The organism is Streptomyces sp. NPDC002809, assembly GCF_040295435.1.
Classification (GTDB): Bacteria; Actinomycetota; Actinomycetes; order Streptomycetales; family Streptomycetaceae; genus Streptomyces.
Genome location: NZ_JBEOVJ010000002.1, coordinates 33,304 through 48,160, shown reverse-complemented (window position 1 = coordinate 48,160; position 14,857 = coordinate 33,304). Strand labels below are relative to the sequence as shown.

General features: G+C 72.0%; 16 protein-coding genes. 4 read left to right on the top strand and 12 right to left on the bottom strand.

The window, feature by feature from the left end; translation table 11 throughout:
* Positions 1–188 precede the first annotated feature (188 nt).
* The 9 genes from bdeA to hisD all read right to left on the bottom strand — a co-directional run bounded on the left by bdeA (position 189) and on the right by hisD (position 7,024).
* The gene (bdeA, locus tag ABT025_RS01535; protein ID WP_502971872.1) at positions 189–1,115 is read right to left on the bottom strand and encodes a bis(hydroxyethyl) terephthalate hydrolase; all 927 of its coding nucleotides are present in this window, start codon (positions 1,113–1,115) and stop codon (positions 189–191) included.
* A 175-nt stretch (positions 1,116–1,290) separates the two neighbouring features.
* The gene (hisF, locus tag ABT025_RS01530) at positions 1,291–2,046 is read right to left on the bottom strand and encodes an imidazole glycerol phosphate synthase subunit HisF (RefSeq protein ID WP_350988575.1); all 756 of its coding nucleotides are present in this window, start codon (positions 2,044–2,046) and stop codon (positions 1,291–1,293) included.
* Positions 2,046–2,441: a RidA family protein gene (locus ABT025_RS01525; RefSeq protein ID WP_350988573.1), complete on the bottom strand. Its 396-nt coding sequence runs from the start codon at positions 2,439–2,441 to the stop codon at positions 2,046–2,048. Before ABT025_RS01525 ends, hisF begins: the two co-directional genes overlap by 1 nt.
* Positions 2,438–3,163 (bottom strand): bifunctional 1-(5-phosphoribosyl)-5-((5-phosphoribosylamino)methylideneamino)imidazole-4-carboxamide isomerase/phosphoribosylanthranilate isomerase PriA, encoded by a 726-nt coding sequence (gene priA / locus ABT025_RS01520; protein WP_350988571.1) that lies wholly within the window; start codon positions 3,161–3,163, stop codon positions 2,438–2,440. The genes ABT025_RS01525 and priA overlap by 4 nt, the downstream gene beginning before the upstream one ends.
* Positions 3,163–3,804 (bottom strand): imidazole glycerol phosphate synthase subunit HisH, encoded by a 642-nt coding sequence (hisH, locus tag ABT025_RS01515; protein WP_350988569.1) that lies wholly within the window; start codon positions 3,802–3,804, stop codon positions 3,163–3,165. The genes priA and hisH overlap by 1 nt, the downstream gene beginning before the upstream one ends.
* 10 nt (positions 3,805–3,814) lie before the next feature.
* Complete coding sequence (locus ABT025_RS01510; protein ID WP_168713658.1) at positions 3,815–3,982, bottom strand: CG2302 family histidine operon protein; 168 nt, start codon at positions 3,980–3,982, stop codon at positions 3,815–3,817.
* The gene (gene hisB, locus ABT025_RS01505) at positions 3,979–4,581 is read right to left on the bottom strand and encodes an imidazoleglycerol-phosphate dehydratase HisB (protein ID WP_350988566.1); all 603 of its coding nucleotides are present in this window, start codon (positions 4,579–4,581) and stop codon (positions 3,979–3,981) included. The genes ABT025_RS01510 and hisB overlap by 4 nt, the downstream gene beginning before the upstream one ends.
* Complete coding sequence (locus tag ABT025_RS01500) at positions 4,578–5,705, bottom strand: histidinol-phosphate transaminase (protein WP_350988564.1); 1,128 nt, start codon at positions 5,703–5,705, stop codon at positions 4,578–4,580. The genes hisB and ABT025_RS01500 overlap by 4 nt, the downstream gene beginning before the upstream one ends.
* The gene (hisD, locus tag ABT025_RS01495; protein ID WP_350988562.1) at positions 5,702–7,024 is read right to left on the bottom strand and encodes a histidinol dehydrogenase; all 1,323 of its coding nucleotides are present in this window, start codon (positions 7,022–7,024) and stop codon (positions 5,702–5,704) included. Before hisD ends, ABT025_RS01500 begins: the two co-directional genes overlap by 4 nt.
* 357 nt (positions 7,025–7,381) lie before the next feature.
* Here hisD and ABT025_RS01490 point away from each other — a divergent pair, with 357 nt between their 5' ends.
* From ABT025_RS01490 to ybaK, 4 genes are all read left to right on the top strand, one after another.
* Positions 7,382–8,983 (top strand): oxidoreductase, encoded by a 1,602-nt coding sequence (locus tag ABT025_RS01490; RefSeq protein WP_350988560.1) that lies wholly within the window; start codon positions 7,382–7,384, stop codon positions 8,981–8,983.
* Positions 8,984–9,228: 245 nt separating this feature from the next.
* A complete protein-coding gene (locus tag ABT025_RS01485; RefSeq protein WP_350988558.1) occupies positions 9,229–10,266 on the top strand; it encodes a hypothetical protein in 1,038 nt (345 codons plus the stop codon).
* A gap of 5 nt (positions 10,267–10,271) precedes the next feature.
* The gene (locus ABT025_RS01480) at positions 10,272–11,015 is read left to right on the top strand and encodes an LON peptidase substrate-binding domain-containing protein (RefSeq protein WP_350988556.1); all 744 of its coding nucleotides are present in this window, start codon (positions 10,272–10,274) and stop codon (positions 11,013–11,015) included.
* A gap of 22 nt (positions 11,016–11,037) precedes the next feature.
* The gene (ybaK, locus tag ABT025_RS01475) at positions 11,038–11,541 is read left to right on the top strand and encodes a Cys-tRNA(Pro) deacylase (protein WP_350988554.1); all 504 of its coding nucleotides are present in this window, start codon (positions 11,038–11,040) and stop codon (positions 11,539–11,541) included.
* A gap of 491 nt (positions 11,542–12,032) precedes the next feature.
* On the opposite strand, the gene ABT025_RS01470 is transcribed toward ybaK, so the two are convergent.
* The 3 genes from ABT025_RS01470 to ABT025_RS01460 form a co-directional block, all read right to left on the bottom strand.
* Positions 12,033–12,785 (bottom strand): ABC transporter permease, encoded by a 753-nt coding sequence (locus ABT025_RS01470; RefSeq protein WP_350988552.1) that lies wholly within the window; start codon positions 12,783–12,785, stop codon positions 12,033–12,035.
* Positions 12,786–12,819: 34 nt separating this feature from the next.
* Positions 12,820–13,737, bottom strand: coding sequence for an ABC transporter permease (locus tag ABT025_RS01465; protein WP_502971871.1), 918 nt, complete (start codon positions 13,735–13,737; stop codon positions 12,820–12,822).
* A gap of 76 nt (positions 13,738–13,813) precedes the next feature.
* The gene (locus tag ABT025_RS01460) at positions 13,814–14,788 is read right to left on the bottom strand and encodes an ABC transporter ATP-binding protein (RefSeq protein ID WP_350988922.1); all 975 of its coding nucleotides are present in this window, start codon (positions 14,786–14,788) and stop codon (positions 13,814–13,816) included.
* Between the last annotated feature and the right edge of the window lie 69 nt (positions 14,789–14,857).

Sequence of the window (14,857 nt, the reverse complement as noted above, 5' to 3'; positions counted from 1 at the left end):
AGGCCGAGGACCCGACGCCGAAGGCCCGGCGCCCAGACACCGAAGGCCGAGGACTCGGCGGCGAAGGCCCGGCGCCGGGACGCCGAAGGCCGAGGACCCGACTCCGAAGGGCCGGACCGCCCTGCGCGGTCCGGCCCCACCGGCGTCGGGAACGACGTCAGGAACTACCTCGGGAACTACGTGGGGAACTACGAGGTGTGGGGGCAGTTGCCCCGCGACTCGGCGATCGTCAGACTCACCGCGGGCAGCGGGCACAGGAACTGCTCGTAGCGGGAGTCGTTGTCGATGAAGCGCTTCAGCCACGAGATGCTGTACTTCGCGATCGTGGTGTTGGAGGAGTTCGGGGTGAAGTGCGTGGCCCCGCGCAGCTCCACGTACGCCTTGTCCAGCGTGCTCGGAAGCGACTGGTAGAACGGCTCGGAGTGGGTGGCGACGGGGGCGATCGTGTCACCGTCCGCGCCGAAGATCAGGGTGGGTGTACGGACTTCGGGCCACGTGGTGTCGAGGTTCCAGCCGGTCAGCGGGATCGCCGCCTTCAGCGAGGTGCGGCTCTTCGCGGCCTCCAGGGTGCCGCCACCGCCCATGGAGTGGCCCATCACGCCGAGCCGGGAGGTGTCGATCCGGCTGCGCACCGAGCTCGTCTGTGTCAGGTAGTCCAGCGCGGCCAGGAGCTGACGGCCACGGCTGTCGGGCTGGTCCATCGTGGTGTTGGTGTCGATGGTGAAGACGACGAAGCCCTGGGAGGCGAGCCGCGGTCCGAGCCAGGCGATGCTGGACTGGTAGGCGGTGAAGCCGGGCGAGATGGCGACCGCGCCGAAGGTGCCGTCCGCGGTGGACGTCGGGTAGTAGATCGTGCCGCCGCCGAAGCCGCTGACGCCCAGTGAGGAGACGGTGGTCTGCGAGACCGCGTACGAGCCGCGGCTCGCCTCGATACTCGCGTTGCTCGGGGCCGGACCGCGCTCGTAGGGGTTGTCGGCGGCCTGGGCGCCCGGCATCAGCGCGGTGCACAGGCCCGCGGTGGCGACGGTGGCGGCCAGCAGGCCCTTGACGAGACGGGAACGGCTCTTGGACATCCGGTGGCGCGGGGAGGTGTCGCCGGAGGGGAGGTGTCGCACGAGGGGGGCCTCTCGGTCGTGGCGGGGCCACGACGGGCAGGGCCCGAAAGCCGCTTCGGGGTGCACCGCGTGGAACCGCCGTTGTTCTCTGGCGGTCGCCACTCTTGCGGTGCACCCCGGTGGCACACATCGGCAACTTCACCGGCCTTCACGACCGGTGTTCCCCTGCCGGTCCTCAGCGGACCGGGTGTCCGGCCTCCCGCAGAGCGCCCTTGACCTCGGAGATCCGCAGATCGCCGAAGTGGAAGACGGACGCGGCGAGGACCGCGTCGGCCCCGGCGTCGATGGCCGGTGCGAAGTCCGCGAGCCGGCCCGCGCCGCCGGAGGCGATGACGGGCACGGTCACGTGCTTCCGCACGGCCGCGATCATCTCGGTGTCGTAGCCGTCCTTGGTGCCGTCGGCGTCCATCGAGTTGAGCAGGATCTCGCCCGCGCCGAGTTCAGCGGCCCGGTGGGCCCATTCGACGGCGTCGATGCCGGTGCCCTTGCGGCCGCCGTGCGTGGTGACCTCGAAGGTGCCGGCGGGGGTGCGCCGGGCGTCCACGGACAGGACGAGCACCTGACGGCCGAAACGCTCGGCGATCTCCCGGATCAGCTCCGGCCGGGCGATGGCCGCGGTGTTGACGCCGACCTTGTCGGCGCCGGCGCGCAGCAGCTTGTCGACGTCGTCGGGGGTGCGGACACCGCCGCCGACCGTGAGCGGGATGAAGACCTGCTCGGCGGTGCGGCGCACCACGTCGTAGGTCGTCTCCCGGTCACCGCTGGATGCGGTGATGTCGAGGAAGGTCAGCTCGTCGGCGCCCTCGGCGTCGTACAGCTTCGCCATCTCGACGGGGTCACCGGCGTCGCGCAGGTTCTGGAAGTTGACGCCCTTGACGACCCGGCCCTTGTCCACGTCGAGGCAGGGGATGACACGTACCGCAAGCGTCATCAGGCACCTGCCCGGTAGGCCTCGACCTCGACCTCGACGACCAGGGAGGGGTCGACGAAGCCGGACACGATGATCATGGAAGCTGCGGGACGCACGTCGTCGAACAGTTCCTTGTGGGCGCGTCCCACCTCGTCGGTGTCCCGGGCGTGCGTGATGTACATCCGGGTACGGACGACGTCCTCGCGGCCCAGGCCCAGCTGCTTCAGCGCCTCGAAGGCGACCTCGAAGGAGGCGACGGCCTGCTCGTAGGGGCTGCCCGCGGAGATCTGGCCGCCGACCACCGACGTGCACCCGGCCACCAGCACCAGCCCGTTCGGCAGCTCGACTGCACGGGAGTAGCCGAACTTCTCCTCCCAGGGGGCGCCGGAGGAGATGCGCCTGACGGATTCGGTCATACGGAGACCGCCTCCAGCGCCTCTTCGAGGGTGAACGCCTTCGCGTACAGCGCCTTGCCGACGATCGCGCCCTCGACACCCGCGGGGACGAGCGAGGAAATGGCGCGCAGGTCGTCGAGCGAGGAGACGCCGCCGGAGGCGACGACGGGCTTGTCGGTGGCGGCGCAGACGTCCCTCAGGAGCTCCAGGTTGGGGCCCTGGAGCGTGCCGTCCTTCGCGATGTCGGTGACGACGTAGCGGGCGCAGCCCTCGGAGTCGAGGCGGGCGAGCGTCTCGTAGAGGTCGCCGCCGTCGCGGGTCCAGCCGCGGCCGCGCAGCGTGGTGCCGCGGACGTCGAGGCCGACCGCGATCTGGTCGCCGTGCTCGGCGATGACCTTGGCGACCCACTCCGGGGTCTCCAGGGCGGCTGTGCCGAGGTTGACGCGGCGGCAGCCGGTGGCGAGGGCGGCGGCGAGCGAGGCGTCGTCGCGGATGCCGCCGGAGAGCTCGACCTTGATGTCCATGGCGCCGGCCACCTCGGCGATGAGCGCGCGGTTGTCACCGGTACCGAAGGCGGCGTCCAGGTCGACGAGGTGCAGCCACTCGGCGCCGGCGCGCTGCCAGGCGAGTGCGGCCTCAAGCGGGGAGCCGTAGGAGGTCTCGGAGCCGGACTCGCCGTGCACCAGGCGGACCGCCTGGCCGTCGCGGACGTCTACGGCGGGGAGCAGTTCAAGCTTCGGCATTACAGCGTCTCGATCCAGTTGGTCAGCAGCTGGGCGCCGGCATCGCCGGACTTCTCGGGGTGGAACTGGGTGGCCCACAGCGCGCCGTTCTCCACGGCCGCCACGAACCGTTCGCCGTGCGTGGCCCAGGTGACCTTGGGGGCACGGATCTTGGCGTTGGTGACTTCGAGGGACCAGTCGTGCGCCGCGTAGGAGTGCACGAAGTAGTACCGGGACTCGGGGTCGAGTCCGGCGAACAGCCGGGAGTCCTCGGGGGCCTGGACGGTGTTCCACCCCATGTGCGGGACGACGTCGGCCTTGAGCGGGCCGACGGTGCCGGGCCACTCGTCGAGACCCTCGGTCTCCACGCCGTGCTCGATGCCGCGCTCGAAGAGGATCTGCATGCCGACGCAGATACCCATGACGGGACGCCCGCCGGAGAGCCTGCGTCCGATGATCCATTCGCCGCGGGCCTTCTTCAGGCCCTCCATGCAGGCGGAGAACGCACCGACGCCGGGCACCAGCAGCCCGTCGGCGTTCATCGCCGTGTCGAAGTCGCGGGTGATCTCGACGTCGGCGCCGACGTGGGCGAGGGCGCGCTCGGCGGACCGCACGTTGCCGAAGCCGTAGTCGAAGACGACGACCTTCTTCTTCGTATCCACGTTTCGCTCCTCAGTCCCAGAGACCCTGGATCCGCATGACGCCCGCCACCAGGCACATCACGGAGGCGATCCCGAGCAGCACGATGACGCCCTTGGGCATGCCCTGCTTCGAGAAGGAGTAGACCCCGCCGGCCAGGAAGAGGCCGACCAGGATCAGGACGGTGTTGAGGCCGGTCACAGGGCGCCCTTCGTGGAGGGGAGGATTCCGGCCGCGCGCGGGTCGTGCTCGCTGGCGTAGCGCAGGGCCCGGGCGAGCGCCTTGAACTGGCACTCCACGATGTGGTGGGCGTTGCGCCCGTACGGGACGTGGACGTGCAGGGCGATCTGCGCCTGGGCGACGAAGGACTCCAGGATGTGCCGGGTCATCGTCGTGTCGTACTCACCGATCATCGGCGCCATGTTCTCGGGCTCGGTGTGCACGAGGTACGGGCGGCCGGAGAGGTCGACGGTGACCTGGGCGAGCGACTCGTCCAGCGGGACGGTGCAGTTGCCGAAGCGGTAGATGCCGACCTTGTCGCCGAGGGCCTGCTTGAACGCGGCACCGAGCGCGAGGGCGGTGTCCTCGATGGTGTGGTGCGAGTCGATGTGCAGATCGCCGTCGGTCTTGACCGTGAGGTCGAACAGTCCGTGGCGGCCGAGCTGGTCGAGCATGTGGTCGTAGAAGCCGACCCCGGTCGCGACATCGACCTTGCCGGTGCCGTCGAGGTTGATCTCGACGACCACGGAGGTTTCCTTGGTGGTCCGCTCCACTCTTCCTACGCGGGCCTCGCGAGTCATGCGTCGTGCTCCTTCTTCAGTTCGCGTACCGCATCGAGGAACGCGTCGTTCTCTGCCGGGGTCCCTGCGGAGACCCGCAGCCATCCCGGTACGCCGTTGTCCCGGACCAGGACGCCCCGGTCGAGGATGTGCTGCCAGGCGGTGTGGCTGTCGGCGAAGCGGCCGAACTGGACGAAGTTGGCGTCCGAGTCGGTGACGTCGAAGCCGAGGGCGCGCAGCTCGGTGACGATCCGGTCGCGCTCGCCCTTGAGCTGCGCGACGTACCCGAGGAGCGTATCGGTGTGCTCCAGGGCGGCGAGCGCGGTGGCCTGGGTGACGGATGACAGGTGGTACGGCAGCCGCACCAGCTGGACCGCGTCGACGACGGCCGGGGCCGCTGCGAGGTAGCCGAGCCGCAGCCCCGCGGCGCCGAACGCCTTGGACATGGTGCGGGAGAGCACCAGGTGGGGGCGGCCCTCGATCAGCGGGAGCAGCGAGGCGTGGTGGCTGAACTCGCCGTACGCCTCGTCGACCACGACCATCGACGGGCCAGCGGCCTGTGCGGCGTCGTGCAGCGCGAGAACGGTGTCGGCGTCGACGGCGGTGCCGGTGGGGTTGTTGGGTGAGGTGATGAAGACGACGTCGGGGCGCTCCTGCGCGATGACCGCGCGGGCCGCGTCGACGTCGATGGTGAAGTCCTCGTTGCGCGGTCCGGAGATCCAGCCGGTGCCGGTGCCACGGGCGATGAGGGCGTGCATCGAGTACGAGGGCTCGAAGCCGATCGCGGTACGGCCGGGGCCACCGAAGGTCTGCAGCAGCTGCTGGAGCACCTCGTTGGAACCGTTGGCCGCCCAGACGTTGGCGGGTCCGACCTCGTGCCCGGCGGTACGGGTGAGGTAGCGGGCGAGCTCGGTACGGAGCTCGACGGCGTCCCGGTCGGGGTAGCGGTTGAGGTCGCGGGCGGCCGCACGGACCCGTTCGGCGATCCGGTCGACGAGTGCGTCGGGGAGCGGGTACGGGTTCTCGTTGGTGTTCAGCCGGACGGGTACGTCGAGCTGGGGCGCCCCGTACGGGGACTGGCCGCGCAGTTCGTCGCGGATGGGCAGGTCGTCCCAGGCGTTGCGGGGGGAATCGCTGTTCGTCACTGCTGCGGAACCTTCCACCCGAACCTGGCCTTGAGTGCGGCGCCGTGGGCGGGGAGGTCCTCCGCCTCGGCGAGGGTCACCACGTGGTGGGTGACCTCGGCGAGCGCGTCGCGCGTGTAGTCGACGATGTGGATGCCGCGCAGGAAGGACTGCACGGACAGGCCCGAGGAGTGGCAGGCGCAGCCGCCGGTGGGCAGGACGTGGTTGGAGCCCGCGCAGTAGTCGCCGAGGGAGACGGGCGACCAGGGGCCGACGAAGACCGCGCCGGCGTTACGGACCCGGGCGGCGATCGCTGCGGCGTCGGCGGTCTGGATCTCCAGGTGCTCGGCGGCGTACGCGTCGACGACCTTGAGTCCGTCCTCCAGGTCGTTGACCAGGACGATCGCGGACTGGCGGCCGGCCAGCGCGGGCTCGATCCGGTCGGTGACGTGCTTGGTCGCGGCCACCTGGGGCTGCAGCTCGGCCTCCGTGGCGGCGGCGAGCTCCTCGGAGTCGGTCACCAGGACCGCGGCGGCCATCGGGTCGTGCTCGGCCTGGCTGATCAGGTCGGCGGCGACGTGGACCGGGTCGGCGGTGGCGTCGGCGAGGATCGCGATCTCGGTGGGGCCGGCCTCGGCGTCGATGCCGATGCGGCCCTTGAGGAGGCGCTTGGCGGCGGCGACGTAGATGTTGCCGGGTCCTGTGACGAGGTTCACGGGCGGGCAGTCCTCGGTGCCGTACGCGAACATCGCGATGGCCTGGGAACCGCCGGCGGCGTACACCTCGTCCACCCCGAGCAGGGCGCAGGCGGCCAGGATCGTGGGGTGCGGCAGTCCGCCGAACTCCTTCTGCGGCGGGGAGGCGACGGCGACGCCCTCGACGCCCGCCTCCTGGGCCGGGACCACGTTCATGACGACGGACGACGGGTATACGGATCGTCCGCCCGGCACGTACAGCCCGACGCGCTCGACCGGCACCCACTTCTCGGTGACGGTGCCACCGGGGACGACCTGGGTGGTGTGCGTGGTGCGGCGCTGCTCGCGGTGGACGAGGCGGGCGCGTCGGATCGACTCCTCCAGAGCGGCGCGGACGGCGGGGTCGAGCGTTTCCAGTGCGCCGGTGATCGCGTCGGCCGGGACACGGATCGAGTCGAGCCGCACCCCGTCGAGTTTCTCCCCCCAGTCGATCACTGCCGCCGAGCCACGATGGCGTACGTCCTCGCAGATGGGCCGCACCGTCTCCAGGGCGGCTTCCACATCGAACTCGGCACGGGGCAGCAGGTCGCGCAGGGCGCCGCCCTCGGGGAGGGCATCGCCGCGCAGATCGATTCGAGAGATCACACCGCAATTCTCGCAGACCGCCTCAGGCGCCCGGACGCCCGTATCACTGGCTGATACATGCCCCTGGTGTGACGGCTGACTATAAGCGTTCACCTGGTCACTCAGAGGGAATAAGGGGGTTACGACCTGGTGCGCGAAAGGGAGCGGACCAGCGAGCGGCGTCACACGGCTTCGATCCGGCTTCGGTTCCCGATCCAGTTCCCGTTTCGGCTCCCGTCTCGGCTCCACGGCGGAGGAGGGAAGCGACGCGGGGCGTCGTCGGACCGACGACAACGCCGGAGCCCGAGTCGCCCGACGCCGGGAGCCCGCTCGCCATCGTGTACCGGGTCGTTACAGCTCCGAGTGGAAGGAGCGCCGGTGACCGAACCGCGCGACGGGGAATTTCCGGACGGCCTCAGCGCGCCAGAGCTGGGCATGTGGCAGTCCTTCCGGACCGGGACCACCTACGACCTGCGCGCCCGCGACAGGGTGCGCGACGATCCTTTCGCCCCGTATGCCTGGGGTCCCGAGCGATGCGTGGAAGCCCGGGTCGTCGCCCTGCTGCTGCTGAGCGGTCCACGGCCCCGGCCCGGCCGGGTGGCGGCGCTGAAGCTCAGGGGGCTGCGGATCACGGGAAGGCTCGACCTCGCGGGCGGGCGCGTCGATCCGTACGTGGAACTGACGGGCTGCCGGTTCGACGAGGAGGTGGTGCTGCCCGAGTGCCACTTCACGACGCTCCGGATGGTGGGCTGCGTGATGCCGCGGCTGGAGGCGGCGCGGCTGCGCACCGAGGGCGACCTGCATCTGCCTCGGTGCCGGATCGAGCGCGGGATCAGGCTCACGGATGCCCAGATCGGTACGGATCTGCTGATCAACCAGATCGAGATCGGCCCCGACCGGCAGGGGCGGGCGCTCATCGGCGACGGACTCGCGGTCGCCCAGGACCTGCAGGCCGAGATGATCGAGACGCTCGGCGAGCTGAGCCTGCGCGGGGCGAAGGTGGGCGGTTCACTGAGTCTGCGCGGCAGCCGGCTGCGGGCGACGCAGGGGCGCCGTGCGCTCAACGCCCCGCAGCTCAGCGTGGAGCGGACGCTGTACATGAGCGAGGCCTGGGTCAGCGTGGACTCGGGGAATCTGGGCACCACTCCCCCGCACGGCACCCCCACCTCCACGACACCGGCCCGCGGCACCCGCCCGCAGGTCTTCCGGTGCCGGGGCGGGGTACGGCTGGACGACGGACGGTTCGGTGACGCGGTCGATCTGCACAAGGCCGTCTTCGTGCTGGCCGGCCACGAGGAGCTGTCACTGCGCCGGATAGTCGCTCCGGAACTGCGGTTCAATCCGGCGCGCCCGGCCCAGGGCAGGGTGGTGCTCAACGGGGCGAAGGTCGTCACGCTGATCGACGTGTCGAGCAGCTGGCCGGGACCGGGCGGTCTGGCGATGGGCGGTTTCGTGTACGAGAACCTCGTCCCGTACGGACACTTCCCGCTCTCCCGGCGCCTGGAATGGGTGGCGGCGGCGACCCCGGAGTACGTACCGGAGCCGTACGAGCGGCTGGCCGCCGTGCTCCGCAGCAGCGGGGAGGACGCGGACGCCCGCGAGGTGCTGCTCGCCAAGCAGCGGCGCCGCCGGGAGACGCTGCCGCCCGCCGCGAAGCTCTGGGGCTTCGTCCAGGACTGGACGGTGGCGTACGGCTACCGGCCGGGGCGGGCCACGGTGTGGATGGCGGTGCTGTGGGCGGCGGGCACGGTGGCGTTCTCACGGTACGAACCGGCGTCGATCAAGGGCGGCGAGCATCCGAAGTGGAATCCCGCGCTGTACGCGCTGGATCTGCTGGTGCCGGTGATCAACCTCGGCCAGGACGGGTACTGGCGGCTGGAGGGCGGCTGGCAGTGGGTCGCGGCCGCCCTGGTTCTGCTGGGATGGATACTGGCCACCACCGTCGCGGCCGGTGCCTCACGGTTGCTGCGCCGCAACTGACCGGGCGGGCGGCCCACCGGAGGGGCCGCCGGCCCTGGGCACCTTGCGCCGGAAGGCCGGGAAGTGACCGAACGGTCGCGTCCCGGCGTCGGACACACCGCCGGGACGTCACCACCGGAACGTCCGGAACAGGCCAGATTCCGCGATTTCCTTTACTGTTTCTTGGCCCCCGGCAGCACAACCCATCCACTCCCTACCAAAGCTTCACAGCACCCCTCTGGCGCCGCCCCGACCAGCGCTTTTCAATGGTCTGCACCATGCCTTTCCTCCGCGCTCTGCTCCGTACCGCGCGCATGATCCGGCACACCCCGGAGCTCTCCGCCGGGTTGCCCGCCGACCATGCGGTGATGCTCGACGCCCCCGACGAGCGGCTCTCGCCCGCGCTGGTGGCGGCCGCCCTCGGGGAGTACGAACCGGCGGCGAAGCTGCTGGCGACGACCCGGGACGCCGCCGAGTGGGAGAGCCGGGACCGGTATCTGAACCGGCTGGTGGCCTTCGCCCGCAACCGGGACGGCTGGCTCCGCGACTGGTTGGCCGCCGCCCCGCACGACTGCGACGCGATCCTCGTCAAGGCCCAGCTCGCGGTCGAGCGGGCCTGGGAGTCACCGGCCCGCGCCGAGCAGCTGCGCGCGGTCGCACCGATGATCACGGCGGCGGCCGAGAGCGATCCGCGCGATCCGGTGCCCTGGCGCCTCGCGCTTGACCACGCCCGCGGCACCCATGCCACGCACACCACGTTCGAGGCCCTGTGGGAACAGGCGATACAGCGCTCCACGCACCATTACGGCTGCCATGTCTCCGCTCTCCAGTACCTCTCCGCCGCCTGGTACGGATCGCACCGCGAGTGCTTCGACTTCGCCGAGCGGGCCGCCGAGGACTCGCTGCCCAGTTCGCTGGTGCAGGCGCTGCCGCTCCGGGCCGCCTTCGCGGTGCTGACCGAAGGGCCGGGGAGCGGGTTCACCTCGGTGCAGGAGGACCGGATCGACGCCGCGGCGGATCTGGCGATCTCGCTGTCCGCCGCCTTCGCACCGGGCGACGCATGGCCGGCCGAGGTACGCAATCTGCTCGCGTACGTGCTGGTGATGCGGGGCCGATGGGACGAGGCACTGGAACAGTTCCGGCAGATCGGACCCCACGCGGCGTCGTTCCCGTGGGCCTGTGTGTCCGACGATCCGCTCGGCAGGTTCCTCGACGTACGGGACTCGGCACGGCTCCGGGTGGCCTCCCGGACGCCGCTCGGCCACCGGGCCGACAGGGGACGGGCGCGCGGCCATTACGCTTGACCGTTGTGACCACCGCTCGCCTGCCTCTGTTTCCGCTGAACGCGGTGCTGTTTCCCGGCCTTGTGCTGCCCCTGAACGTCTTCGAGGAGCGTTATCGCGCCATGATGCGCGAGCTGCTGAGGACCGATGAGGACGAACCGCGCCGCTTCGCCGTGGTCGCCATCCGCGACGGCCGCGAGACCGCCCCGACGGCCGCGGGCATGCCGGACGCGGTGACGGTCCCCGTCGAGCGCGGCCCGGCGGACGGCTTCGGCCCGGATCCAGTCCAGACGTTCCACCGGGTCGGCTGTATCGCCGACGCGGCGAAGATCCGGGAGCGTTCGGACGGCAGCTTCGAGGTCCTGGCGACCGGTACCAGCCGCGTGAGGCTCCTGTCCGTGGACGCGAGCGGCCCCTATCTCACCGCCGAACTCGAAGAGCTGGACGAGGACCCGGGCGAGGAGGCGGAGGCGCTCACCGAGGGCGTCCTGCGGGCCTTCCGCGCGTACCAGAAGCGGCTGGCGGGTGCGAGCGAGCGCTCCCTGACCACGGGCGCGGACCTGCCCGGCGAGCCGTCGGTCGTCTCCTATCTGGTCGCCGCGGCGGCGGTCCTCGACATCCCCGCCAAACAGCGGCTGCTCCAGGCCCCGGACACCGCGACCCGGCTCCGCGAGGAGCTGACGATCCTGCGCTCCGAGACGGCCGTCATCCGCCATCTCCCGTCGTTGCCCGCCGTGGAACTCACCCGCGCCCCGACCCACCCCAACTGAGCGACCGGAGGGCCTCTCCCCCGTGGCGAAGAAGCCGAAGAAGCAGCCCCAGTCCGGCGGCACCCCCGCGACGGTCGCGCTGACCGCGGCCGGCACGGAGTTCACCGTGCACGCGTACGAGCACGACCCCGCATCGGCCTCCTACGGCGAGGAGGCGGCCGAGGCCCTCGGTGTCTCCCCCGACCGGGTGTTCAAGACCCTGGTCGCCGACGTGGACGGCCGCCTGACGGTCGCGGTCGTCCCCGTGGCGGGCTCCCTGGACCTGAAGGCCCTGGCCTCGGCGGCCGGCGGCAAGCGCGCCACCATGGCGGACCCGGCAGCGGCGGAGCGCACCACGGGCTACGTCCTCGGCGGCATCTCCCCCCTGGGCCAGCGCAAACGGCTGCCCACGGTGCTGGACGCGTCGGCCCGGTCCCACACGACGATCTGCGTGTCGGCGGGCCGCCGCGGCCTGGAGGTCGAACTGTCCCCCACGGACCTGGCATCCCTGACGGACGCGGTCTTCGCCCCGATCGGCCGCGGCTAGGGCCCACGGAGAGGCGCCGGCCCTCAGCACCCCCGGCTCCGCCCTCAACCACCGGACAGGCTGAGACCACCCGCCCTGCCCAGCCCGTCCCACGCCGCGGGCCCACGGGGGCAAATCCAACCCGCTCTCAGCCCGTCGCACGGCTCCGGGCTCACAGGCCACTCAAGCCCGCCCGCCACAACGGCTCCACCCTCAGCCACCGCACGGGCTGAAACCCCCAGCCCTGCCCAGCCCGTTTCACGCCCCGGGCCCACGGAGGCCGATCCAACCCACACCCAGCCCGTCCCACGCCCCGGGCCCACGGGGGCCGATCCCCCCTCAGCCCGTCGCACGCCGCGGGCCCACGGGGGCCGATCCCCCCTCAGCCCGTCGCACGCCCCCGGGCTGGTAGCTCCCTTCAGCCCGTCCGGCGCTTGAGGACCGGGGTCCGGGGCAGAGCCCCGGTTACGGGAAGGGGCGGGTAGGGGACGAGCCCCGCGCAGCGGCCCCGCTCACGCCCCCGCGGACGGACCGGGCGGCCCCGCCTCGGGCGAGGACGAAGGCGCGGGCGCAGGCCCGGACGGCGCGGGCGCACCCCCCGACGGCGCGGGCGCAGGCCCGGACGGCGCCCCGTGGTACACCCCCCACTCCGGCTCAGGATCCCGCGGCCCGAACAACGCCGTCAGCCCCAGATGCACGGCCATCGCCGCCAACGACCACGCCAGCAACGCCCCCTTCGCATGCAGCTCCAGCGGCGCATCGAAGATCACGCCCTTGCCGACCTCGCGCGCATGGGCGACCACGTCGTCGGTGGGTCCCAGCCGGGTACCGAGCTGCCACGCCAGGAGCGAGCCGAGTAGGCCCCCCACGGCGAGCGCCACCACGAGGGCGATCCCGCCCTTCCGGTGGAACCAGAAGACCAGCGCGGCCGAGACCGCACCGAAGGCCAGCGCGAGCAGCGCGAACGTGCCGTCGGCGCCGATCGCCTCCTCCCCCTCGCTGTCGCTGAGGAAGACGGCGGTGTCGTCGGAGACCAGGGGTACCCGCGGCGCAAGCCACAGCCAGAGCAGGCCGAGCGCGACCCCGGCGACGGTCACCGCGACGGCGACCAGTGCCGCCCGGCGCAGTTCCGTACGGAGTTCCCTCTCCTCCGGCGACCTCAACAGGGTTCCGAGGTGGGATCCGCCGGGGCCACCCCCTTCCGGCGGCTTCTGCCACGGGTCGTGGGGCGAGGGCTGGTGCGGCGGCGTCAGAGGTGCTGTCACCGTGCCATCGTGCCAGGCGTCCCTGTGGCGCGCCTCACCGGACCGCTGCCCTGCGGTACGCCCAGGTCGCCACGGCGAGCGAGAGGACACCGACGACGGCGCAGACGGCGAGATCGAGGGCGATGACGGCCCAGTCCGGGTGGGTGTCGAAGGAGCGGGCGAGCGCCTCGACCCCGTAGGTGGAGGGAAGCAGGTCGCGGGCCCAGCCGATGGGCCCGGGCAGCCGGTCCGCCGGAAGCACGCCCAGCAGCAGCGCCGCGGACATGCCCAGCTGGCCCAGCAGCGTGGCCAGCTCCTGCCGGGGCGCGAGCAGCCCGAAGGCGGCGCCGAGTCCGGAGAGCGCCGCACCGGAGAGGGGGATGACCGCGACGAGCACCCACAGGTGGACCATCGGCAGCCCGAACAGCACGCTGCCCGCCACCGCTGTCACGATCGTGCCGGGCACGGTGAAGGAGGCGTACGCCCCGGCCGCTCCGAGCACCACGGCCGCGGGCGGCACCGGCAGGGTCGCGTAGTGGTCGAGCCCTCCGCCGGCCCTTAGCTGACCGAAGTACTGGGCCAGCATGTTCAGCGCGACGAAGGCGACGACCAGGACGCTGGATCCGGCCACGACGGCACGGGCCTCGGAGCCGCCGTCCACGACCCCGCGCATCAGGACCATGATCCCGATGGACTGGAAGGTCGCCACGAAGAGCAGTGGGATGCGTGCGACGCGGGCCCGGGACAGCTGGGCCCGGTAGACCGCGGCGAGCGAGGGGAACAGCCGGGCGCGCGGCGCGAGCGGCTCGGCCTCCCGGCCCGGTACGCCGTCACCGGCCGGTGCGGGCGCCGGGCCCGGTACGCCGTCGGCCGGCGCGGGCAGGTCGTGGGGTCCGGTCCGGTCGGTCCCCCCTGTCCGGTCCGGCTGCCCGGCCCTACCGGACACCGCTTCCGCAGGAACAATGCTCGTCACCTGACGCTGCTCCCGTTCGGTCCCTGCCCGGCCACACACCCGTACCGCTCCGCTTCGCCCACCGCACCGATCCCGCTCATGACTTCACCAGTCCCTTGGTCGCGTCCCCGCCGAGAGCCAGGTAGACATCCTCCAGGCTGGGTGTGGCCAGGGTGAAGTCGTCGAGTGCGGCGAAGGCCGCGCCACCGGTGACGGCGGCGACCGCCGCCCGCGCCTCGTCGGGCCCGAGCCGCAGCACCCAGCGGCGCCCTGACTCCTGCGCGGACGCCCGCAGGGCGGCGACCTCGGGCACGTCCAGCGGTGCCCGCTCGCGCCACACCAGTTCCACCCGGACCTCGCCCGCGACCCGTTCCTTGAGTCCGGCCGGGGTGTCGCAGGCTATGACCTTGCCGCGCTCGATCACGGCGACCCGGTCGAGGACGGTCTCGGCCTCGATGACGTTGTGGGTGACCAGCAGCACCGTCGCACCGCGTTCGGCACGCCGGCGGTCGACGGCGGCCCAGACGGCACGCCGGGCCACGGGGTCCATTCCGGTCGTCGGCTCGTCGAGGATGAGTACCGGCCGCTCCCCGACCAGTGCGGCCGCGACGCAGGCGAGCCGTCGCTGTCCGCCGGAGAGCTTCTTCAGGGGGCGGCCTGCGAGCTCGTCGAGGCCGAGTTCACCGAGCACCGCGTCGCGTTCGGCGCGGGCCTCGCGTACGGGCAGGCCGCGCAGCCGTCCGGTGGTCTCGGCGGCGAGAGCGACGGTCAGCTCGTCGAGCGCGGTCGATTCCTGCCCGAGGTAGCCGATCAGCCGGGAGGCCCGTTCGGGGTGGCGCACGAGGTCGTGGCCCAGCATGTCGACGCTGCCCGAGTCCGGCCGCATCAGTCCGGTGAGCTGCCGTACGAGGGTGGACTTGCCGGCGCCGTTGGGGCCGAGCAGTCCGAAGATCTCACCGCGCCGGATGTCCAGACTGATGCCGTCGGTGGCACGCACCTCGGGTGCGGCGGGAGTGCCGCGCCGCCCCCGGGCCGCGGGGTAGGTCTTGACCAGATCACGCACCGCGCACACAGTGCCGTTCGCCGTCTGCGCCTGTGCTGTGCCCGTACTCACGAGGTACGAGGGTACGGGGTCCGGAGA